The 21,779-nt window shown below is 62.1% G+C and carries 16 protein-coding genes; 5 read left to right on the forward strand and 11 right to left on the reverse strand.

Annotation, left to right across the window (positions count from 1 at the left end; translation table 11 throughout):
* The first annotated feature begins 22 nt into the window (after positions 1-22).
* Positions 23-490, forward strand: coding sequence for a GNAT family N-acetyltransferase (locus tag KHO33_RS17610; RefSeq protein WP_200565379.1), 468 nt, complete (start codon positions 23-25; stop codon positions 488-490).
* Positions 487-1,161, forward strand: coding sequence for an FMN-dependent NADH-azoreductase (locus KHO33_RS17615; protein WP_200565380.1), 675 nt, complete (start codon positions 487-489; stop codon positions 1,159-1,161). Before KHO33_RS17610 ends, KHO33_RS17615 begins: the two co-directional genes overlap by 4 nt.
* 6 nt (positions 1,162-1,167) lie before the next feature.
* On the opposite strand, the gene pdxR is transcribed toward KHO33_RS17615, so the two are convergent.
* Positions 1,168-2,697 (reverse strand): MocR-like pyridoxine biosynthesis transcription factor PdxR, encoded by a 1,530-nt coding sequence (gene pdxR / locus KHO33_RS17620; RefSeq protein ID WP_200565381.1) that lies wholly within the window; start codon positions 2,695-2,697, stop codon positions 1,168-1,170.
* A gap of 190 nt (positions 2,698-2,887) precedes the next feature.
* Between pdxR and KHO33_RS17625 the strand changes: the two genes are divergently transcribed.
* On the forward strand, positions 2,888-3,640 hold the full coding sequence (locus KHO33_RS17625) for an SDR family oxidoreductase (protein WP_200565382.1): 753 nt from the start codon (positions 2,888-2,890) through the stop codon (positions 3,638-3,640).
* Positions 3,641-3,663: 23 nt separating this feature from the next.
* Here the strand turns inward: KHO33_RS17625 and KHO33_RS17630 are convergent, their stop codons facing one another.
* From KHO33_RS17630 to KHO33_RS17670, 9 genes are all read right to left on the reverse strand, one after another.
* On the reverse strand, positions 3,664-5,022 hold the full coding sequence (locus KHO33_RS17630) for a sigma-54 interaction domain-containing protein (protein ID WP_200565383.1): 1,359 nt from the start codon (positions 5,020-5,022) through the stop codon (positions 3,664-3,666).
* Positions 5,019-8,075, reverse strand: a complete 3,057-nt coding sequence (locus KHO33_RS17635) for a peptidase domain-containing ABC transporter (protein ID WP_200565384.1) — start codon at positions 8,073-8,075, stop codon at positions 5,019-5,021. The genes KHO33_RS17630 and KHO33_RS17635 overlap by 4 nt, the downstream gene beginning before the upstream one ends.
* 22 nt (positions 8,076-8,097) lie before the next feature.
* Entirely contained in the window at positions 8,098-8,850 is a 753-nt protein-coding gene (locus KHO33_RS17640) for a peptidylprolyl isomerase (RefSeq protein WP_200565385.1), read from the reverse strand.
* Positions 8,851-8,887: 37 nt separating this feature from the next.
* A complete protein-coding gene (locus tag KHO33_RS17645; RefSeq protein WP_200565386.1) occupies positions 8,888-10,261 on the reverse strand; it encodes an HlyD family efflux transporter periplasmic adaptor subunit in 1,374 nt (457 codons plus the stop codon).
* Positions 10,239-12,845: an FHA domain-containing protein gene (locus KHO33_RS17650; protein ID WP_200565387.1), complete on the reverse strand. Its 2,607-nt coding sequence runs from the start codon at positions 12,843-12,845 to the stop codon at positions 10,239-10,241. The genes KHO33_RS17645 and KHO33_RS17650 overlap by 23 nt, the downstream gene beginning before the upstream one ends.
* Positions 12,846-13,049: 204 nt before the next feature.
* Entirely contained in the window at positions 13,050-14,462 is a 1,413-nt protein-coding gene (locus tag KHO33_RS17655; protein WP_054035643.1) for an efflux transporter outer membrane subunit, read from the reverse strand.
* A gap of 329 nt (positions 14,463-14,791) precedes the next feature.
* Complete coding sequence (locus KHO33_RS17660) at positions 14,792-15,076, reverse strand: hypothetical protein (RefSeq protein ID WP_054035557.1); 285 nt, start codon at positions 15,074-15,076, stop codon at positions 14,792-14,794.
* Positions 15,077-15,345: 269 nt separating this feature from the next.
* Complete coding sequence (locus tag KHO33_RS17665) at positions 15,346-15,789, reverse strand: DUF4399 domain-containing protein (protein WP_054035558.1); 444 nt, start codon at positions 15,787-15,789, stop codon at positions 15,346-15,348.
* 47 nt (positions 15,790-15,836) lie between these two features.
* Positions 15,837-16,340 carry a DUF4399 domain-containing protein gene (locus tag KHO33_RS17670; protein ID WP_200565388.1) on the reverse strand — a complete coding sequence of 168 codons (504 nt, stop codon included), beginning with the start codon at positions 16,338-16,340 and terminating at the stop codon, positions 15,837-15,839.
* Between the two features lie 402 nt (positions 16,341-16,742).
* Between KHO33_RS17670 and KHO33_RS43105 the strand changes: the two genes are divergently transcribed.
* Complete coding sequence (locus KHO33_RS43105) at positions 16,743-18,737, forward strand: SUMF1/EgtB/PvdO family nonheme iron enzyme (RefSeq protein ID WP_200565389.1); 1,995 nt, start codon at positions 16,743-16,745, stop codon at positions 18,735-18,737.
* Between the two features lie 126 nt (positions 18,738-18,863).
* Here the strand turns inward: KHO33_RS43105 and KHO33_RS17680 are convergent, their stop codons facing one another.
* On the reverse strand, positions 18,864-21,059 hold the full coding sequence (locus KHO33_RS17680) for a serine/threonine protein kinase (protein ID WP_200565390.1): 2,196 nt from the start codon (positions 21,057-21,059) through the stop codon (positions 18,864-18,866).
* A 415-nt stretch (positions 21,060-21,474) separates the two neighbouring features.
* On the opposite strand from KHO33_RS17680, the gene KHO33_RS17685 reads away from it, so the two are divergent.
* Complete coding sequence (locus tag KHO33_RS17685) at positions 21,475-21,762, forward strand: hypothetical protein (RefSeq protein ID WP_054035560.1); 288 nt, start codon at positions 21,475-21,477, stop codon at positions 21,760-21,762.
* Positions 21,763-21,779 lie beyond the last annotated feature (17 nt).

Here is a 21,779-nt window from a genome sequence, read left to right on the forward strand (position 1 = left end):
GTCGTTCCCTATGGAGACGCCCATGCCTGCCCCGCTTCGCTTCGTTCACCTCGACACGCCCGATTCACTGCTGCCCGCATTCGACGTCATGCGTCAGTTGCGCCCGCATCTGACGGACGCGCACTCGTTCGTCGCGCAGGTGGCAAAACAGCATGTTGAAGGATATCGCCTCCTCGCTGCGTCACACGCGGGTAGCATTGTCGGCCTCGTCGGTTATCGCACGCTGACTAATCTGCTGTATGGCCGCTTCGTCTATGTCGACGATCTGGTTGTGGATGACAAGTCGCAGCGTGGCGGCATCGGCGCGCAACTGCTCGACGCGGTACGGCAAATTGCGCGCGAAGCCGGCTGCGTGCACTTCGTTCTCGACACCGGCCTGCACATGCCGCTTGCGCAACGCTTCTATTTCCGCAATGGGCTGCTCGCTCGCGGCATGCACTTCGTCGAACCCCTCGCTCCTCTTGCCCATTCCGCGACGTTCACGTCATGAAAATTCTACTGATCAACGCCAGCCCACACGGCGAGGAAAGCCACGGCTACCGTTTTGCCGACGAGATCGTCGGTGTGCTGCGCGAGCACACCGCACCCGCTGCAGCGGACATCGAAGTTATCGAACGCGATCTGGCAGCTACGCCGCTGCCGCCGGTCGCCCGCGACTATGCGCGCGCCGTCACATCGCGCACGCCGGATAAGGCTCTGTTCGATGTCTCCGAACAACTGATCAATGAAATCGAAACGACGGATGCGCTCATTATCAACACGCCGATGCACAACTTCACGGTGCCGGCAGCGCTCAAGCTGTGGATCGATTACACGTTGCGCATTCATCGGACGTTTGCCTCGACACCGGAAGGCAAGGTTGGACTGATGCGCGACCGGCCGACCATCGTGATCGTTGGCTCGGGCGGTGTTCATAGCGGCGAACGCGCTCGGCAGCCGGACTTCCTGACGCCGTATCTGCGCTATGCACTCGGAACGATCGGCATCCACAGCGTGCAGTTTCTTCTCCTGCAGGGGCTTGTGATGGGCGAAGCGGCGGTAGCCGAGGCGCTCGATGCGGCACGTGCACAACTGACCGGCGATGCGGTGTTCGCCTCGCTTGCCGCGCAGGCGGCCCGCAGCGCGAGCATGGCGGCGGGTACCGCTGCGCGGAGCGCATAAAGCACGTCAGCCGTCCAGACACGCGCTCAACGTTCGCGCGAGACGGCCGGCCTCACGCGCGTCGGCGATATTCGCAAAGCCCATCACGAGGCCGCGCGGTGTGCGCCGCGCGCGGCCATTCGCGTACCAGATCGAAAGCGCCAGCACCCCGAGCCCCGCCTTGCGGGCGCGCGCGGCGACGGCGACGTCATCGACCGGACCATCGGGGCCATCGGCGAACTGCACCGCGAACTGAATTCCACCTGGCGGCAAATCGACAATCAGCCGTTCGCCAAACGCCTGCTCCAGCGCGTTCACGATCAGCACGCGCCGCTCGCCGTACAACGCACGCATGCGCTTCAGATGCCGCGCAAAATGTCCTTGCCCAATGAAATCCGCCACGGCCGCCTGCAATAGCGTCGGCGATCCGGCGTTCATGCTGTGCGCCACCCGCTCGACGCGCTCGACGGCCCGCTCCGGCATCACCGCATACGCGAGCCGCAGCCCGGGAAACATCACCTTGCTGAACGTGCCGGAATAGATCACGCGATCGCGCCGGTCGAGGCTCTTTAAAGCCGGCAATGGCCGGCCCAGATAACGGAACTCGCTGTCGTAGTCGTCTTCGATGATCCAGCGGGATGCTTTCTCTGCCGAGTCCAGCAGCGCCATGCGTCGTGCGAGCGACAGCGTGTGTCCGAGCGGACTCTGATGCGAGGGCGTGACCACGGCGAAACGCGCCTCTGCATCCAGCAGTGTGCCGCGCTCGACGTCGATCCCTTCACTATCCACCGGCACCGGCACGAGCTGCACGCCGGTTTCGGCCAGATAACCGCGCGCGAGCAGATAACCGGGATCCTCGAACCACATATGATCGTTCGGGCGGGCGAGACTGCGCAACACGAGTTCGAGCGTTGCACGGTAGCCGCCGGTCACGAACACCTGTTCCGGCAGACAGGTCACACCGCGCGAGAGCCCGAGATACGTGGCGATATGTTCGCGCAGCGGCCGGTACCCGGACGGATCCGGGTACGCGAGCATCGCGCGGTCGCCGCTGCGCGCGCGGCGCGATACGAGCCGGTTCCATAGCTTGTTCGGAAATGCGTCGAGCGCGGGCAGCCCTGGTTGCAACGGCCGCGGCGCGCCGCTCATAGCGACGGCGAGGGCCTGCTGACGTGTCACCGCTTGACCACTGCGCGACTCGCCCGACGTCTGCGATGTGCCCGTTCCTTCAGTGCCCTGCCTGCCGCGCGCGTCCTGAACGCCCTGCGCACGCGACGAGCGCGTCACCGATGCCGGCAGCGACGACGATACGAACGTGCCCGCCGCGCCGCGCATCTGCAGATAGCCCTCGTCGACGAGAATCGTGTAGGCGAGCTCGACCGTGCCACGAGCCGTGCTCAGTTGCGTGGCGAGACCGCGCAGCGCTGGTACGCGATCGCCGGGACGCAGATGCCCCGCGGCGATCGCAGTCCTGAAGCGTTCGCAGATCTGCAGATAGATCGGCAACTGCTGCTGCCGATCGATTTCGATGGTTAATGCGGACGTTGCTACGGTCATGACGGTCTCGCGGGCAAGGGGAGCGGCAACTGACATGGACTAGTCGGATCGACAATTCTTGTCACTTTTCGATAGAGCATGATTCTTCCACAATAGCCTCACGCGATGCGACTGCGGCGAACACTTTCACGCAATACAACGCCCGCCCGGCGCCCCACGCGTCCATTTACTCTCATCTGGAGAATCTGCCATGAAAATCGTCGTAATCGGTGGTTCCGGCCTGATCGGATCGCGTCTCGTCACGCTGCTCAATAACGCGGGGCATGAGGCGCTTGCCGCATCGCCGCGCACCGGCGTCAACGCCGTTACGGGCGAAGGCCTGAGCAACGCGCTCGTGGGCGCGGACGTCGTCGTGGATGTGACGAACGCGCCGTCCTGGGAGCCGCAGGCGGTGCTCGATTTTTTCCGCACCTCCGCGCGTAACCTCGGCAAAGCCGAAGTAGCCGCAGGCGTGCGCCATCACGTCGCGCTATCAATCGTCGGCTGTGATCGCACACCGGAGAACGCGTATTTCGTTGCCAAGGTCGCGCAGGAAGAAGTGATCGAAGCGGCGGGCGTGCCGTACACGATCGTGCGCGCGACCCAGTTCATGGAGTTCATCGGCGGTATCGCGGATTACGGCACGGTCGACGGCGCGGTGCGCATCAGCGATGGCCTGTTTCAGCCAATCGCCGCCGACGACGTCGCCGCGAGCCTCGCGCAGGTCGCGCTCGCAGCCCCACTGAACGGCACGGTCGATATCGCCGGACCAGACCGCGCGCCCTTCGCGGAGATCGTTACCCGCTATCTGAAATCGGTAGGCGACGCACGCCCGGTGGTGACGGATCGCGATGCGCCGTACTACGGGGGCCGTGTCGAGGAACAATCGCTCGTGCCGCTCGGCGACGCGCGGATCGGCCGCATCGGTCTCGACCAGTGGCTGGCGGAGGCTAAAAAGGGGTGATTGCAGTACGCACGCGCCCAGCATCAACTATCGCTGTCGTCTTCCTCGTGCTCGTCAGCGCCGTTTCTGCCGGTCGATGGCGCATTGCGATTGCGAAAATCCTTCGAATGCAGGCCGTGCTTCTTCAGGAGCATTTGCAGATGTGAGCGGTTCATATCGATGCGCCGTGCCAGTTCCGCAACCGTGCCGCTCACTTCGCGCAGGCCGCGCTCCAGGAAGGCCTTTTCCGCATCGTCACTCGCGGCGCGCTTCGCGTCGCTCAGCGACATCAGATTCGCCACGCTGATCGGCTCCTGTCCCGTCGCAGTGGCTACATTGGAAGCAGCCGCGGCTGACCCAGGCGCAGCCGGCCGCATATCCACCGGCAGATGATCGACATCCGCCATGTCGCCGGCGAGGCACGACACGCGATACATCACGTTGCGCAGTTCGCGAATATTGCCCGGGTACGCATAGTTCAGCAGAAAGTCCCGCAGACGCGGCGTCAATCTGACGGGCCTGCGTTTCAACGTACCTGCAGCTTCATCGCCGAACCAGGCAATCAGCAGCGGTATCTCATCGCGCCGCTCGCGCAGTGGCGGCAACGTCACATGAATCACACTAAGACGGTAGAACAGGTCCTCGCGGAACCTGCCCTCTTCGCTGAGCTTCCGCAGATTGCGATTAGTCGCCGCGACGATACGCGTATCGACAGCAATCGTTTCATCGGAGCCCACGCGTTGAATTTCGTGCGCTTCCAGCACGCGCAGCAGCTTCACCTGACCGGCCAGCGGCAATTCGCCGATTTCGTCGAGAAAGATCGTGCCGGTATGCGCGCTTTCAAATTTTCCCTTGCGGTCATTCGACGCTCCCGTGAACGCGCCCTTGCGATGACCGAACAATTCCGACTCCAGCAGATTGTCCGGAATCGCCCCGCAATTCACGGAGATAAAGGGCTTATCCGAGCGCGAACCATTCGCATGAATCACCTTCGCCATCAGCTCCTTACCGGTGCCGCTTTCGCCGTCGATCAACACAGGCAAATCGGTCGGCGCCGCCTTCTCGGCGATTTCGAGCGATTCGAGCAAACGCGGATTGTCGCCGAACGTCCCCTCGAAAATGAAACTGCGCTCGATCAACGCTTTCCTACGCGCGCCACGAGATTGATCCGCCGACACAGCAGGCTCAGCGGCCGTTGCGGCCTGCACGAAGCGCTCCTTGTGCGAGAGCTGCATGACCTCGTCGCGCAACGAGGTGGCCTGCCGGAGCAGCTTGTCGATATCGGCGCGCTCGAGCCGGGACGACCAACGCAGCGTCGAGCGCAATATCTCGATGCGCTCGATCAAGCCGGCGTATGAAATCGCCGGGCTGAGTTCTTCTACCTGGTCGAGTATCTTCATCACGCACTCAACTGTTTCTGGACCAGCTGGTAGTACATGCCGCCGCGCTGGATCAGTTCATCGTGACGGCCCTGTTCGACAATCGCCCCTTCGTACAGCACCAGAATCTTGTCCGCACGCATGATGGTGCTGAGCCGGTGTGCAATGATCACTGCTGTTCGGCCCTTCAGAATGTCGTGCATATTGCCAAGGATATTGCTTTCCGATTGCGAATCCAATGCTGAAGTCGCCTCGTCGAAAACCAGCAGACGGGGATCGTGATACAGCGCCCGCGCGATACACAGCCGCTGAATCTGCCCACCGGATAGGCCAATGCCGCGTTCGCCGACAATCTGTTCATAGCCGAGCGGCATCTTGCTGATGAACGCATGTGCATCGGCCATTTTCGCGACTTCCTCGATGCGGCGCCGTTCGGGCGCATCGTCGCCGCTGGCAATGTTTTCGGCAATCGTGCCGGAAAACAGCAGATTGCTCTGCATCACATAGCCGATCTGCGCACGGTAATAGGCTTTATCGACCACGCCGAGGTCGTAGCCGTCGATGGTCATCTTGCCCTCGGTCGGCGCGTAGAAGCCGACCAGCAACTTGGCGAGCGTCGTCTTGCCGGAACCGCTGCGGCCCACAATCGCTACCAGTTCACCGGGCTTGATGTCAAAGCTGATATTTTCCAGTACATACGCCGAGTCGTCCTCGCCGTAGCGGAAATACACGCCGCTGAGACTGATTTCACCCTGCAGTTCCGGCAGCATCACGCGCGAAGGCAAATCCTCCGGCTTCTGCTCCGGCGCGATATCGAGCACGTCGCCGAGGCGCTCCATCGCCACGCCCGCGTCGTTCAACATGCTCCATAAGCCGACCAGGCCCATCAGCGGCCCCAGCACGCTGCCCATGAATGCATTGAACGCAATCAACTGACCGATGGTCATTTCGCGCGCCAACACCAGATTCGCGCCAACCCAGAGGATGGCGATCGTCGTCGCCGCGTTCAGCAACTGGCTGCCAAGTCCAATGAGAATGTTGAAGGCGTGCGCGCGGTATTGCACTTCGAGCGCCTTCGCGTACTTCGTCTCCCAGCGCAAGCGCACCGGCCGTTCGATGCCCATGCCCTTGATCGTCTCGACACCGGCGAGGGCTTCCATCAGAAATGACTTCGACTCGGTCGAGGCCGTGAACACCTCACGCGCATAGTTCTTGATCTTCGGCGTGGCGAGCGCGGTCAACGCCATGATGGGTATCACGAACGCGATCAGCACCAGTGTCATCTTCACGTTGTAGACGAACATGATCGTGAAGTAGATGAATACCATCAGCAGATTCAATGCGGTGGTCACCGTGGATTCGGTGAGGAAGGCGCGGATCGTCTGGTTCTCCTGGAAGCGAGCGAAGATGTCACCGGTCTTCCGCTTGGCGAAAAACGAGAACGGTAGCGACATGGTGTGCTTGAAGAACTGCGACATCATCGCGAAGTCCATGTTGCGCACCATGAAATTCGCCAGATATGCGCGAATCGTCGACATCAATTGCGAAAACACATTGGCGATAATCAGGCCGCCAATCAGCAGATGCAGCAGGCTGACGTTCTGATGCACGATCACGCCGTCGAGAATGTTCTGGATGATTAGCGGCGGAATCACGCCGAGCACCTGAATCACGAACGTGGCAAGAAACAGGTGGCCGAGAATCTTTTTGTACGGCCTGAGGTAGCCGACAAAGCGTATCCACGGCGAACGCGCGGCCGACATCTGCATGAGATTCGGGCCGCCAGTAAAGAGCAGACACGTGCCGCTCCAGCCGCGCTCGAAATCCTCAACCGTCATTTTCCGGAACCCGAGTGCCGGGTCGGCGACCCACACGTAGTCCTTCGAGAGTCCGTACACCACTACATAGTGGTAGCCCTCCCAATGCACGATGAAGGGCAGATCGAAACCGCGCAATGAATCGAACGTGCATTGCACGCCGCGTGCGGTGAAGCCGAGTGATTCGCCGGCGCGCGCGAGGCTGTCGAGCGTGGCGCCTTGTGTCGTGACGTTGGCGAGTTCGCGCAGTTTGCCGAGCGTCATCGGGATGCTGTAGTGGCGGCAGACCATGGCGAGACAGGCGGCGCCGCAGTCCATTTCTTCGGCCTGCTCGACCAGCGCAAAGCGCTTGATGACCTTTTCGCCGAACTCAGGTTTGGTCTGCAGGTCGAGCATCAAAGGCAATTTGCGCCGCTGCTCGAGGCGCTTTTGCCGTTGCAATTCACGGTCACCGTAACGAATCCGCTCATCCAGGACTTCGCGCAGCTTCGGGTTGCGCTCCAGGATGAAATGGACGGTTCGCTCCGGGATCACCAGCAGCCGCGTATCGGTCGTCGCCACCACCGACGCCATTTGCTCCTGGCGCATCAAACACGCCTTTTCGCCGAAGATTTCGCCTTCGCCCAAGGTCGCAAGCGTGTAGTCGTGGCCTTCCTCATGACGGACGATGCGCACGCCGCCTTGCCGCACCACGTAAAGCCGCCGATCGTCCCGCCCATCCTGCTTGAGGATTTCCTTGCCCTCGGCCACCCGCTTCACGCCGACGCTGCGCACATATTCTTCGAGTTCCGCCTTGTTGAGCTTGCCGCGCAGATCGAACAACTGCGCGACGAAACCGCCTGCCGAATTGATCGCCACATAGCTCGCGACAAATGCCAACGCGGCCTGGTTGCCGGCAATCACCGGCTCGATCGCGGCGCGGGGAATGAACAGCAATTCGGTTTTCGCGGACGCCCTTACCGACGCCTCATGCACATACGCGCGCAACATCGCAATGTCGGCGAAAATCTCGCCTGTTTTGCGCACGCCCATGCTGGTTTCCTTGCCATGCTCCTCAGTGAAGATACGTACCGAGCCCGAGCGAACCACGTAAAGACCGTCAGCCGTCTCGCCCGCCGAGCACACCGTTTCGCCGAACGAATAGAAGCGTGCCTGCGCATATTCGGCAAGACGGTCGATCTCGTCGCGCGAAAACGGCGAGAGAATTTCCACCGAGGTGAGAAACTCGGCAGCGGAGGGCGCGGTCTGGGGTGCATCCATGGGCTTGCGGACCTCGATTCGGCTAGCGTGCTTCGATCACATGTTCCTGCGAGCGCGCAATCAGCCAGCTCTCGCGCAGCAGACGTCTGACTTCAGAGGCGACATCCGCATCGAGCGTCGCCGGATATTTCGCCGTGACGGCGAAAATCTCGAAGCACGAGCGATCCGCCGACGGAAACGGTCCAAGCAGGTCACCCACTGCCGCGTTGAAAATCTTCGCCTCGATGTCCGGCTTCAGCGATCCGCGCAACACTTTGCCGATCACGCCGCCGGCTTCGCGCGTATCCGCGATCGAATGCTCGCGCGCCATGTCGGCGAAACTGTCGGGGTCGTCGTGCAGGTACGAGATCATTTCCTTTGCCTTGCCCTCGCTGTCGAGCACGATATGGCTCACCTCGATCGCGTCGAACTTCGGCGAATTCAGCGCGAAGTAATCCTTGATCGCCGCCTCATTGCCGACCACGTCGAGCATCTTCTCCTGATACAGCCCGTCCGTAATGAAGGCCTCGAACTCGTCGAGACTCACGCCGAGCGCATCGAGGTACTGGTTCATATCCGTCGCGCGATGCAAACCGCGCACGCGGCGGAACTGATCGGCGCGCTGCTGGATTTCGTCGGCCGTGACGGCAATGCCCTGCTTCCGGGCCGCATGCACCGTGAGCTTGTCGCGCACGATCTGCTCGATCAGGCTATCGAACTGGCCGGTCAGTTTCAGAAGACGAATGAACTCGGAAACGTCCACGACTTCGTCATCGATTCGCACTATCGCGGTCATGTCATCCGCTCCTTTAATTGACGTGTGATCGGCGCGCTCATCCCGCCACCTGTCTGAATGGATCGAGCCCCAGATCGATCAGGCGCCGTTCGCGCACCACGATCTCCGCGCTCGCCGTCATGCCGTAGCGCAGCGGATAGCGGGTGTCCGCGATCTGGTAGTAGTTCTTGTCTAGCGTGACGCGGCCTTCATACACCGGCTGCTTGTCCTGCAAGGACGGCTTGGTGGCCGGCGAAATATAGGCGAGCGTGCCGTTGATCAGCCCATAGCGCTGATACGGGAACGCGTTGAATTTCAGCTTCACGGGCTGGCCCTCGTGCAGAAAAGCACGATCGTGTTCGGCGATTTCGATCTTCAGCACGGGCTTCGCATCTTTTGGCGCGATGCCGCCGAGCGGCGCGTTCGCCTGGATCTTGTCGCCCCGCTGCGTGGAGGTCACATCGGTGATGACGCCGGAGACCGGTGCGAGGATCAGCAGGAAGTTGTCTTTGTCGATGTTCTCGAAACGGATCCGCGCGGCGGCTTCGGACACGAGGCGCGCGGTCTGAAGTTGCAGGCGCAGTTTGTCTTCGGCGTCGGTGATGTCGCGCACTGCCGAGTCGTACTGGAGTTGCAGGTCGGTGGTCTGCTGCCCGCTGGTTTCGAGTTGCGCATTGGCCTGCGCGTATTCGTGGCTCAGGCGGAAATCCAGCTCCGCGAGTTTCGATTGCGCGACGCGGTAGGCGTTATCCGCTTCCATCGCGGCGGTTCGCTTCTGCTCCACCTGCAACTCGGCAATGCCGCCGCCACCCGGCTGCGCGAACAGCCGCGAGTAACGATCCAGTTCCTGACGCGCCGCCTCACGCGTGCGGCGCGCATTGTCGAGCACGCTGCGCGCTTCGTCGAGTTCGGCCTTCTGGCCTTCGGCGAGCTTGGTTGTACCCTCGGAGACGCGATTTTCGTGCAGCCGCGCTTCCACTTCCATCTGCGCCTTCAGCGCTGCCGCCTTGCGCTCCATCAGTGCCTTCTTCTCGGGAAACTGCTTCCAGTCGCGCTCGGCGTCTTCGAGTTTGAGCTGCGCCTGCAGCGCGTTGCTCGCCGCCTCGATCGCACCGCGCGCATTCAGCCGCGCCAGCACGTCGCCCTTCGATACCGGCTGCCCCTCGGCGATGTACAGATCAGCGAGTTCACCGTCGATCGGCGCATAGATGCGGCGCACCTCCGATTCCGGCGAGAGTGTGCCTTGCGCGCTGACGATCACATCCGCGCGCCCCACGAACGACCACAGCAAGCCGGCCACCACCAGCGCGACCATCGCCCAGATCAGCGCGCGAGCAATCCGCACCGGCTCGGCGGTCAGAATCGCGATGCCTTCGACGCTGTGATCCTCCAGCGCCTCCGACAACGGTCTAGGGTGATTGTCGCGCTTCACTCTGCTCGCCTCCGATCAACGCCAGCTTCGCCTTCAATAGCCCGGGGTCCAGCACCATGCGCAACTCGGTCAGCGAGCGGCGCTGCAAATCTGCTTCGGCCTGGATATCCGTGAGCAGGCGATCGAAGTCGGCGGGATGATCCGCCTTCAGTTGCGTATAGATGCGCATGCCTTGTTGCGCGGCCGACTGCGCATCGGAAAGCAGACGCGCCTCGCTGCGAAAGCCGGGCGAAATTCCCGCTTCCAGCCGCTGCGTGCCGCCGATGGGGCCGCTCGCCCGATACTGTTTCCACAGGCTCTGCGCACGCAGCATCAGATCCTGGGCACGCGCCAGCGCTTTGTCGTGCAACGCGGCGACGTCTTTCTGGATCGATTGCACGAACCACACGTCCGCCACCGGATCGAGACTGGCGTAGAACGACAGCAGGCGCTCGTCATAATCCTTGCCGCCGCGCGTCTTCTGCAAGTCGGCGAACTGGTCCAGCTGCGCTTTCTTGTGCGCCAGTTCCGTGGCGATCACGTCGGACCACGGTCCGGCAGGCATAGCCTGAAAATCCGCCAGCGCCTGCTGAGTATCGCCGCGCTGCCAGGCGGCGGTCGCGGCGTCATGACGCTGGATAACGTCCGCGGACGGCAAACGGCTCGCGGACAGTTGCTGGAACTGCGCCTGAAACGGCGGGGTGTTGAAACGCACCGTCTTCAGCAAGGCGAGCAATGGCGTCAGTTGCCGGCTGAGCGCCGCGTTCAGCACATTGGTGTAGTGGCGCAAATCTTCCCGCACACGATCGAGGCCGGCGAGGCGCGGATAGCGCTGCGCGTAATCGTCGAGAACGGCAGGCAGCGCGTCGGGTTTGTCGCGCGCCAGTTCGGTGCGAATGGTGCCGTTCAGGCGGTCGATGGCAGCGAGATAGACCGAGTCGTCGCTTTCCAGTTTGCGCAGATGGCTCAACGCCTGCGCATACGGCTCCGCAAAAATGGGCACATACGAGGCGATGCGGTCGAGTGCGCGCTGATGGCTCCTGGCGTCGTCGTCCCAGCGTTGCAGCAGGCCGCTGATGGTCGCCTCGTCGGCGTACATGCGGATGGGTGCGTCCACCCCACCGCGTCCCGCCACGAAGCGCTCCAGGTCGCCCACCCATTGCAACTCGCCGACCAGAGAAGTGGCGTCCGCATTGTTCGCACTCAACGCTCTCATCTCCTTGAGCAGCGTATCGGCCTGGTCGAACTGCGCCTTCTGCAGCGTATTCAGCCAGCCGGGGAGTTTCGCCTTCAGCAGCGCCTCGCTTGCCAGCGCGCTCACTTTCGTGTCTGCGGGGTGCTTCTCCAGATAGCCGTTCGCCGCCGTCACCGCGCTGGTGTAGTCGCCACTCGCCAGCAGATTTCTCAACTCGCGCTCCGACGAGCCGCGCAAGTAGAGCGTCAGCGCAATGGCCACCAGCATGACGAAGGCCGCGCCACTCCACCACACCGCGCGACGCGACATGGCGTGATCGCCACCCGCAAAGGCCTTGCTGAGTTCTCCCGCGAGCAGACGCCACCGCTGCGGCCGGCTCTTTGCTGCGCTCGTGCCATGTGTGCCGTTTGCGCTTTGCTTGCCATGAGTGCCGTTCGCGCCATGCGTGCCGTTAGTTCCGTTCGTGCTGTTCGCACCACCTGTCGGCGTGTCGCGCTTCGCGTGCGCAGACACCGCTTGCGCCGCTTCGTTGATTTCGTCCTCGCGTTGTAGCCCCGGGTCCACGCAAAAGATATCGAGGAACGAATGTGCGGCGCCAACGAACGTGGTCTTGTCCGTATCGGCAGCCTCGTCGGAAGCTGGATTGAGGAATAGCTGGGTCACGGTCGGCTCGACTTCAGGGGGTTTCTGCAGCGTCACCCTGTAGACGAAGTGGTCGCCGCCAAATGCAAGGAGGTCCCCCTCCACAAGCGGCACCGCGGTTTCGTCGAGCCGCTTTCCGCCGACGAATGTGCCGTTGGTGCTGCCGAGATCTTCGAGGTAAAGCTCACCGCCCTTCAAAAAGATATGAGCATGACGCCGCGAGATGTAGTTGACCTGATGCGGATAGCGATCCTTGTAGCGCGAGAAGACTTCGTCCGCCTTGCTGATGAGAAAGGGGAATGCCTGCACGTCGATCGGCTGAAGCTCGAGGTCGTCGCGCTGCGGCACCAGCAGCAGGCCGGGTGCGGCAGCCGCACGCGCGACGACGATCCGCGCGCGCGGCTCGATACTCACGCGATAGCAAAGCTCGCCGCCGAAGCACAATTCGTCGCCGGCACGCAGCCGCGCGGGGGCTTGCCGCACCGCATTGCCGTTGAGCGTCGTGCCGTTCTTGCTGCCGAGATCGGCGACATAGACGGCGCCGTGCTCCGTGAAAACCCGCGCATGGCGGCGCGACAGGCGGGTAATGCGCTCGGCGGGATACTCGGAGAATGGCGCCTCGCTGCGGCCGATCGCGAACAGGTTGTCGACGATCCGGATCGCGTCGAGGGCGGGACGCTGTGCGGACGCAACCGGCGACAGCACCACGTCGAACGCGGAGTCCTGTGTTGCGCGCATCTCAGCAATCGGGGCTTCGCCGGCGGTCATTTTATCTGGATCACTAATCGTTTACCCGCTGCGACGAGAGCGCAACGGGAACGGAAAGAAGAACTACGGCGAATTTCGAATGTTCTGGTGAGCCGGGCAAAACCGGGCTCCTTACAAATTTTAAGTCACGCATGGCAAGTGTCAATTTTCTGATCGTCGGTTGGAAGGGCCATTCATGCGTCATATACAGCCGATCGGATTAGCTCAGTGTTCCTTTACTTCCGCCTGGACATCCACGCTCGGCCACCCGCCGCCCAGCGCTTTATAAAGCAACACCGTGTCGGACAGAATCAACTGATGGTTAGCGAGCAGGTCCTGCTGCGCTTCCAGCAAGGTCCGTTCAGTTTCGAAAACCTCCAGTTGCGACACCACGCCGAGGCGCAATTGCGACTGAATCTGGTCGGCGACGATCTGTAAACGCGATACCTGCTGCTGCAATTCCACCCGTTGTTCCTTGTGCGAATTCAGATTGACCAGCGCGTTCTCCACTTCCTCGAACGCGCCCATAACGGCCACGCGGTACTGTTGTTCGGCGACCGTCGATTGCGCTTTCGTGACCTTCACATGAGCCCGCACGCCGGGATCGAGCAGCGGAATGTTGATGCTCGGCATGAATCCGTAGGTGAACGACTTCAGCAAATCGGTCAACGCGAAACTCGCGGTGCCGCCGTGGCCGGTGAGGTTGATGGTGGGCAATTGCGCGAGCTTGGCCTGGCCGACCAGGTCATAGGCTTCCAGCACCCTGAACTCGGCGGCCACCACGTCAGGGCGGCGCGCAAGGAGTTGCGCGGGCAAGCCGTCCGGCACCACGGGCAGTTGCACGCGCTGCTGCAAATGTCCTTTGGGCAGTTGGAACTCGCCTGCGGGCACGCCGAGCAGCGTGCACAACGCGTTGTTCGCGACAGCGCGCGAGCGGCGCAGTTCGAGCAACTGATTGGTTAGACGGTTGATCTCGGCCTGTTGGCGCAACACCTGAGTCTGCGGCACGAGACCGTTGCGGCGTTGGCCGTCGTAGATGGTGAGAATCTGCCGGTTCGTGACCAGCGTTTGCTGCTGCTGGTCGATCTGGTCGTCGAATTGCAGGATCTGGAAGTAGGTACTGGAGACGTTCGCCACCAGTTCCAGATAACCGGCGCGCCAATCGGCTTCGCTGGCGTGGAATTCGGCCTTTTGCGCCTGCACGCCCTTCTCTACTTTGCCCCAGATATCGATGTCCCAGCTCACCTGCGTCGCGACGTTGTACTGTTTGGCAAACGTCTGACCGGTACTCTTTTCGAAATCGGCGCCGCCGCCGAGATCCATGGTCGGCAACGCGCCTGCTTTGGCTTCGCCGATTTGCGTGCCGGCTACGTCGATACGCGCGGCCAGCACCTTGATGTCGAAATTGTTCGCGATCGCTTTCGCGATCAGCGTGTCCAGATACGGATCGTGGAAGCCTTTCCACCAGTCCGGCTCGATGGTCGCGGCCGCCGATACCGGCGCGCCTTTCTGATCTGACCACGAGGCCTTGGCGGGCGTATCGGGCCGCTTGTAGTCGGGCATGCTGACATCGATACACGCACTCAGTGACAGAGCGCAGACCGTTGCGGCGCAGAGTCCACGCAGCGCCGCGGCCATGCGGCCCGCACTCGCCGGCTGACGGCCAGAACAGCACCGCGCTGCCGCATTGAAAAAGCGCTGACGAAGCATTGAATCAAGCAACGCTGACACGATTGTCTCCGATGACACCCGCTACGCTGCACGAGAAGAACGCGCTATTTAAGTAAAGCATGTCCTGCCCGGCTTCACCATCGAAGCGGTGCAGGAAGGTCGGCGCGGGGATCGGGCGGTGACGCTGGGGTCGTGTGGAAAGAACGATTGGATGCGAAATCTTTTTGACGCGCCGGGGTGGCCCGAGCTTGCGCGTCCCGCGGAGGCCTGAGAGCCTCCGCGGCGGCCTGCGCCGTTCAATACACGTTGATGTTGTTGCTCGAAGTCACATGCGGGTCGATCGTGGTGGTGACGCCGGCGACGAATGCAGCGTTGTTGCCGTTGGCGTTCTGGATGTTCATTTCGTTGCTGATCAACTGCGTGGCGCTGACGCTCTTGCTGTTGTTCGGTGCATACACGGGCGAGTAGTTGAAGAACGACGACGACGGATAGCCGTAGCCGAAGCCGCCACGCACGGCGCTCATGGCCTTGCTGTCGAGTTGAGCGGTGATGGACAGGTCTTTGATCATCAGCGTGTTCATGGTAAATCTCCTGGAAGGGAAACAGCACAGTGTTGCGGTTGGGTTCGAGCATCTTGTCTGCTCGAGTGTCACTAATGCATGGGCTGTGCCAGTTTTGCTTTCCGATCCTAAGAAATATTGCGAATGGCCGTAGATAAAGGGTTTCGGGGATGGTATGCCGCTAGTGGCTGTGCGACCGCGACGATGCGGCCGGTTGATGCTGGTGGATCACAACCAACAACGCCTGCAACTGTGTTGGCTGTGACGTGACACTGAAGCGGAGCGCCGTGTCAGCGCGCAATCACGGTGATCTTCTTCGAATACACCGGCGGGTTGTGCGGGATATGCATGTCGTCGCCCATCAGCAGTTGCAACGTATGTTTGCCGGGCGGCAGTTGAATCATCGTTTCCGTTTCACCCGCGCCGAAGTGCAGGTGGTTGCGGTCTGAGGGAATTTCCTGGTCCATCGGTGGCAGGTCAGTGTCGATCAGTAGATGGTGGTGCCCGGTGTTCGGATACTTGACGCCTTTCGGCGCCACACCCATATAGCGCAGGCCGAACCATACCCGAAACGGTTTGTTGGCCTGCACCACCTGGCCGTCGTTCGGATAGCCGATATAGGCGTGCGCGCCGGCCGGCGACGGCGTCGTGCCGGCCGTGGCGAGATTCGGCGAGGCCAGTGACGCCAATGTCGCAAGTGCCACAAGCGCTGCGAGCGCGATGATCTTGTACATGTTGGTCTCTCCGTCCTGACGGACCCGCTATGAATGAACGGGACGCGCTAGTCTTTTAGCACGGTGATGGTGATCTTCTTCGAATACACGGGGGGCACATGCGGCACGTGGTTCTGGTCGCCGAGAATGAGCTGCAAGGTGTGCTTGCCCGGTGGCAACTCGATGCGCGCGTCGGTCTCACCCGCGCCGAAATGCAGGTGATTGCGGTCCGACGGAATTTCCTGGTCGAGCGCCGGCAGGTCGGTGTCGATCAGCAGATGGTGATGCCCCGTGTTCGGAACTGCCACCCCCTTCGGGCACACGCCCATGTTGCGCAGCCCCATGCGCACCCACAGCTTGCCGCCGTGAATCACAGTGCCATCCGACGGCCAGATGATGTATTCCTCGGCGCCCGGTGGCGAAGGCGTTTGTTCGGCACGCGCGGACTCAGACGTGAGCGCGATACCGAGCAGGAGTGACAAGGCGGCGCACAAAGCCGTGCAGAGCGTTACAAGGCTCGCCTTCGTTCCACGATGTACGTCGAGCACGCCAGGTGTGAGGGTTCTTCGCATTGCGCACTCTCCCGAAGAATAGTCGTCTCCGCCCCGGCTGCGCGAGGCGCAGGCCGGAGGCTCCGACTGGATGTCGCGGGCGCTCGCGTAGTTGCACGTGGGTTCACGTGACGGGTCGACGTCGATGAGCAGCCGCTCTATTAAAACGGCCGTACAGCGCTACTTTGTGAATTAGCTTAGGACGTAACTTGCCAAAAAGATACGCCATACTCGTTAACCGTATAACGCATTAACGATGCGCGGACCATTGTCACGCGCAAACCGCGTGCTATCGTTGTTCATAGGTTGTCGATGGAAAGTCGATCACGGCATCAATGCTGCGATCGATTCGCGCCAAAGCCTGATGCGAGCGTCGCGGTCGTCGAAACTCTATGTTCTGTCCGGAACAAACAGGATACGAATATGTGGCGAACATTCCTGCTGGTGTGCATGGTCGGGGCGATTCAGGCGCACGGGGGCAGTGTTTATGCCGCGGCGCAGCGTGACGGCGTGGAACACGGCGCGGCCGCTATGCGTACGGCGGCTACGTCCAGTGCGCCGCTCACATTGCAACAGGACAATCCGCAACCCGCGCGTATCGCACTGGTGATCGGCAACGGCGCGTACGGCGATCATGCAGACCCGCTTCGTGGTAACGCGCCGCGCGACGCTGAAGCCATGCGCGACACACTGCGTGCGCACGGCTTCGAGGTCATCATGCGCACCGATGCGACGCCGCAGCAAATGCAGCAGGCGATCGGCGAATTCCGCCAACGTCTGCATGAAGGCGGCATTGGGCTGTTCTATTTCGCGGGACACGGCATGCAAATCGGACGGCAGACGCTGCTCGTGCCCGCCGGTCTCGATGCACGCGCGCCGGCTCGGCTGATCAGCCAAGGCGTCGATTTGAATACCGTATTGCAGGCGATGCGCGCACCGCGAGCAAGCGCGCTCAATCTCGTGATTCTCGATACTTGCCTGAACAACCCGTTCTCCGCTGACGTGTCAGTCGATACGGCCGCGCTGCCTGCCAATACCCTGGTCGCGTACGCAACGGCGCCGGGCGGCTTTGCAGCGGACGGCGTGCAGCACGGCGTCTATACGGGCGCATTGCTGCGCACGTTCAACGAGGTTTCTTCATCACAGGAACTTGCGGGTTTGTTTCAACGTGTCGCGGCGAGGGTTAGCGAGGTGACTGGCGGCGCGCAAATGCCTTGGATCGCCTCTTCGCTTGCCAACAACGCGAGCGCTGCACTAGCGCCGGAATCTCGCGGCGCTAGTGCAGCGCTCCTCTCCGCAGCCAGCGACGACGCAATTGTCGCGCTGCACAGTAGAGGCATTCTGCCGAAGGACAGCAGCGAGCAATACGAGATCACCTTCTGGGACTCCATTAAGGACAGCAACTACCCGAGCGATTACGAGGCCTATTTGAAGGCCTATCCGAACGGCCGCTTCGCCGCGCTCGCCCACGCGCGCATCGATCGGCTACGCGCTGCTGGAGCGGCGAGTGCGCCATCTGCAGCACCGCCGGCTGCGCCATCGCCACAAGTCGCGCGGCCAGCCGCACCGGCCAGCGTCGCGCCGCAAGACCACCCGCGCGCCGCCACGCCAACGCCAACTACGCCACCTGCAACGACTGCCCCGCCCGCGGCACCTGCCGCGCAAGCAGCCGCACAAAAGCCCACGACGCATCCGCCAAGCGCCGGCGAAAGCCGCGACTGCGCCACCTGCCCGATCATGATCGCCTTGCCTGCGGGCTCGTTTTCGATGGGCAGCAGCACCGACGACCCCTCCGAAAAGCCCGTCCATCACGTGACCATCAGCGCGCCGTTCGCGATCGGCAAATACGAAGTGACCGTCGAGCAATGGAACGCGTGCGTCGCAGCAAACGCCTGTCAAAAGCTGACGGCCGAAAGCAATACAAACAAAGCCGCACCGGCACGCGACCTCAGTTGGGAAGACGCACAACAGTACGTGAAGTGGTTGAGCAAAACGACCGGCAAACCGTACCGCTTGCCCTCCGAGGCCGAATGGGAATACGCGGACCGTGGCGGCACCACGACGGCGTACTGGTGGGGCGATCAGATGCGCAAAGGCAACGCCAATTGCAAGGACTGCGGCGATCCGTGGCACAAGGAAGGGCCCGAATCCGCCGGCTCGTTCGCGCCAAATCCGGTCGGCCTGTATGACATGAACGGCAGCGTTTGGGAGTGGGTCGCCGATTGTTGGCACAACTCCTACCAGGGTGCACCCGCCGACGGCCACGCATGGGAAAGTCCTAGCTGCGACATGCGGGTGATTCGCGGCGGTTCGTGGCGCGAAGGCAGCGGCTACATGCTGAGCGCGACTCGCTTCAAGTACAGCGCGAGCGTGCGCCAGTCGCAGGATGGCTTCAGGGTGGTTAAGGACCTTAAGTAGAGCGTGGGCTGCTGCCGCTTCTGTCGATTAGTGCGCGCTTGGGGGGCTGCGCCGTGATTCCACGCCATACGTGCTTCCGGGCCTTCGAGCACTTCAGGGGCGTCGTGAGTGATCCAAACGCGTAGCTTAGGGCGTGCGCGGCTTCGTCGTGATCGGCGCGAAATCCGCGACGATATGATCCTGGCCGTATTTGCCGGCGATCTGCGCGAGTCGTGTCTCCAGCGCGCGCAGATAATCCGCACGTGATTCGCTTTCGGGCCGCGGCTTGTCGAATAGCTGCGCCGGCGTGATCAACAGCACCACCATCTCCGATCCAAACGGCTTCGAAATGATCCAGTCACCCGCGCCGCCGATAGTGGCTGCATAGTGCGGGGGCGCCTGATTGTCCTTCGCACGCGGACTCGGCACCATGTGCACGACGCTTCCGTCGAGTTGGTAGTAATCGAGGTTCACGTACGAGTCATAAGCGGGCGTGGTGACGTCCACCACCAGCGGATCGCCTTCGCTCAACAGTCCACCGGGTGGCCGCACATGCAGCGACGCAACGTGGCCGGCTTGCCAGTTGTGGGTCCAGTAGGGTGCGAGCGCTTTGATCGTGTCGCATTTGTCGTCGGCGATTGGCTCGACCTCGAGCGCGAGCGTATCGACGCCCGGCAATGCGGTTAGCGTGTTCTTCAGATGCGCTGCGCCGTAGTGTTGCGAGACGTAGCCGCGCACCGTCAACGAATGGTCTTGTGTCGAAGCAGACAGCGCCGAGCACGGCACTTGCGCCAAAACCGGTGTGACTGCGGCCAAGGTCAACGCGGGCTTGGGCGCAGGCGGCGCGGGAGGCTGCACTGGCGGTGGTGCCGCAGACGCTGCGGCAGTTGGCGCTGTGGTTATCCCGGCAGATGAGCCCGCCGCCGACTTTGCGGCGTCTCCGGCGCCTGGTCCGGCAGTTGCGGACAACTGCGGCGCATTCGTTGCCGCCGAAGCGGCCTGATCCGCCGACGCCTCCGAAGCCGCCGCAGCCGGCTGCTGGCCATCTTGACGATTCGGCGCCGAGCGGAAAGCAAACACGCCGACAGCCGCGGCACACACCACCGCGAAACCCGCGAATCCCGCCTTGACCAAGGTCCCCGACTTCTCCGCACGCGCTTCGTTATCGAACTCCGCGATGAAGCGCGCGACACTCGGCATGCGCGTGTTGCGCTCGAACGAAAGCGCAGCCCGCAACGCGCGCCACTGCTTCGCGTCGAGATTGGGCGGACGCTGCGGCTTGAAATCCGCATTGCGAGCCTGCGTCGCCGACAATCGGTCGAACGGATGGTGGCCCGTCAACAGCTCGTAGGTGATGCAGCCGAGCGCGTAGATGTCGTCGCGCGGGTCCGGCTCGCGATGCTCGATCATTTCCGGACTCGCATACGCGGGCGTCAACGCGCCGAGACTGCCAGGATCGAAGACGGTTGCATCGCTCTCCTCCTCCGGCCGCTGGAACACGCGGGCAATGCCGAAGTCGATCACTTTCACTTCGGCATTCGTAGTGAGAAAGACGTTGGCGGGTTTGAAATCGCAATGCACGAAGCCGTGCTCATGCGCATAGGCGAGCGCATTGCACATGCCGCGCACGATCGGCAGCGCGGCGCGAACCGGCATCCCCTTATAGCCCGGCGTGCGCAATAGCTGGCTGAGCGGCTTGCCGGTCAGGTACTCCATCGTCAGGTAGACGATCGGTCCGTCGCGGTCGAAGTCGTACACCGTGATGATGTTGCGGTGCGCGAGAACCTGTGCCTTGCGCGCCTCGCGTTGCAGTGCGACGAGCGAATTCGGGTTGCCGCGGAACTGGACGTTGAGCACCTTGACCGCAAGATACGGTTTGCGATCGGACGCCTCGAGCTTGCGTAAATCGAGCGCCTTGTACACCGTGCCCATCCCGCCGACACCCAGACATTCCTCGAGGACGAAGCGATTGTTCAGTGTGTCGCCAGTACCTTTGATCTGATCATGTCCCGGCGCACCAGCGGCGCTCGGTGCGCCTGTCGAGCTTGCGGCGTTGGCCGCACTGGCAGAGCGTACCGACGGTATCTCGACGGTGGTCCGCATGCCGGTTTCGTCGCCGCCCGCCGCCACGTTCGAGACGCGCAACTGTTCGATGCGCCGCCGCACTTCGGCGTAGAGATCGTCGGGGAGAGCAGCTTTGCGATGCGCTGCGCCGAGCATTTCCAGCAGCTGCGTGCGATCGAATCCATCGGTCGTCAACGTGCTGTCGAGCTGAGCCACGAACTCGTCGCGTGACAGCTCGCCGCTCTGATAGTCGCGAATCACATGCGCAAGGCTAGCCATTTGTGCGAAGCGCCCCCGCTGCCGTTGGGCCGGATCGCATGCGACCGGAGCCTTTCGGGCTGATAGAAAACCTGTCGTAATCAGTTACATGTGCCGCTTCGATACTAGCTCCCGACCCGGTCTTTCGCAAACCAGGATTGCCCCGCTGCGTGCGCGGCCGGCGAGTGTCTTGCGACATCCAACAGAATCCGCTGCGTTGTTGGGTACGCGCCATCAGCCGCGAGTCGTCCTCTTGCGACCTTGTTGCCGTTTCGATGTGGCGGCCTGGCGTGAAAGCCTTGTGCATCAAGCATTCGGCAACTTTCTTAGGAGACGAGAGTAAAACTGGCACAGCCCATGCGTTAGTGACACTCGAGCAGACAAGATGCTCGAACCCAACCGCAACACTGTGATGTTCCCTTCCAGGAGATTTACCATGAACACGCTGATGATCAAAGACCTGTCCATCACCGAACAACTCGACAGCAAGGCCATGCGCGCCGTGCGTGGCGGCCTCGGCTTCGGCTTTGGCTACCCCAGCACGTCGTACACCAACATCAGCCCGGTGTTCGCGCCGAACAACAGCAAGCAGGTTAGCGCCACGCAGTTGATCAGCAACGAAATGAACATCCAGAACGCCAACGGCAACAACGTTGCGTTCGCTGCCGGCCTCACTTCGTCGATCAACCCGTGCGTCACGTCGAGCAACAACATCAACGTCTGACGCCTGATTCGGCGAAG

It is taken from the genome of Paraburkholderia nemoris, from assembly GCF_905221015.1.
In the GTDB taxonomy this organism is placed as follows: Bacteria; Pseudomonadota; Gammaproteobacteria; order Burkholderiales; family Burkholderiaceae; genus Paraburkholderia; species Paraburkholderia nemoris.

Bases quoted from the DNA above. Each gene is read 5' to 3' on its own strand.
- KHO33_RS17610 (WP_200565379.1), top strand. From the start codon at position 23: ATGCCTGCCCCGCTTCGCTTCGTTCACCTCGACACGCCCGATTCACTG.
- KHO33_RS17615 (WP_200565380.1), top strand. From the start codon at position 487: ATGAAAATTCTACTGATCAACGCCAGCCCACACGGCGAGGAAAGCCAC.
- pdxR (WP_200565381.1), bottom strand. From the start codon at position 2,697: ATGACCGTAGCAACGTCCGCATTAACCATCGAAATCGATCGGCAGCAG.
- KHO33_RS17625 (WP_200565382.1), top strand. From the start codon at position 2,888: ATGAAAATCGTCGTAATCGGTGGTTCCGGCCTGATCGGATCGCGTCTC.
- KHO33_RS17635 (WP_200565384.1), bottom strand. From the start codon at position 8,075: ATGGATGCACCCCAGACCGCGCCCTCCGCTGCCGAGTTTCTCACCTCG.
- KHO33_RS17640 (WP_200565385.1), bottom strand. From the start codon at position 8,850: ATGACCGCGATAGTGCGAATCGATGACGAAGTCGTGGACGTTTCCGAG.
- KHO33_RS17650 (WP_200565387.1), bottom strand. From the start codon at position 12,845: ATGACCGCCGGCGAAGCCCCGATTGCTGAGATGCGCGCAACACAGGAC.
- KHO33_RS17655 (WP_054035643.1), bottom strand. From the start codon at position 14,462: ATGGCCGCGGCGCTGCGTGGACTCTGCGCCGCAACGGTCTGCGCTCTG.
- KHO33_RS17660 (WP_054035557.1), bottom strand. From the start codon at position 15,076: ATGAACACGCTGATGATCAAAGACCTGTCCATCACCGCTCAACTCGAC.
- KHO33_RS17665 (WP_054035558.1), bottom strand. From the start codon at position 15,789: ATGTACAAGATCATCGCGCTCGCAGCGCTTGTGGCACTTGCGACATTG.
- KHO33_RS17670 (WP_200565388.1), bottom strand. From the start codon at position 16,340: ATGCGAAGAACCCTCACACCTGGCGTGCTCGACGTACATCGTGGAACG.
- KHO33_RS43105 (WP_200565389.1), top strand. From the start codon at position 16,743: ATGTGGCGAACATTCCTGCTGGTGTGCATGGTCGGGGCGATTCAGGCG.
- KHO33_RS17680 (WP_200565390.1), bottom strand. From the start codon at position 21,059: ATGGCTAGCCTTGCGCATGTGATTCGCGACTATCAGAGCGGCGAGCTG.
- KHO33_RS17685 (WP_054035560.1), top strand. From the start codon at position 21,475: ATGAACACGCTGATGATCAAAGACCTGTCCATCACCGAACAACTCGAC.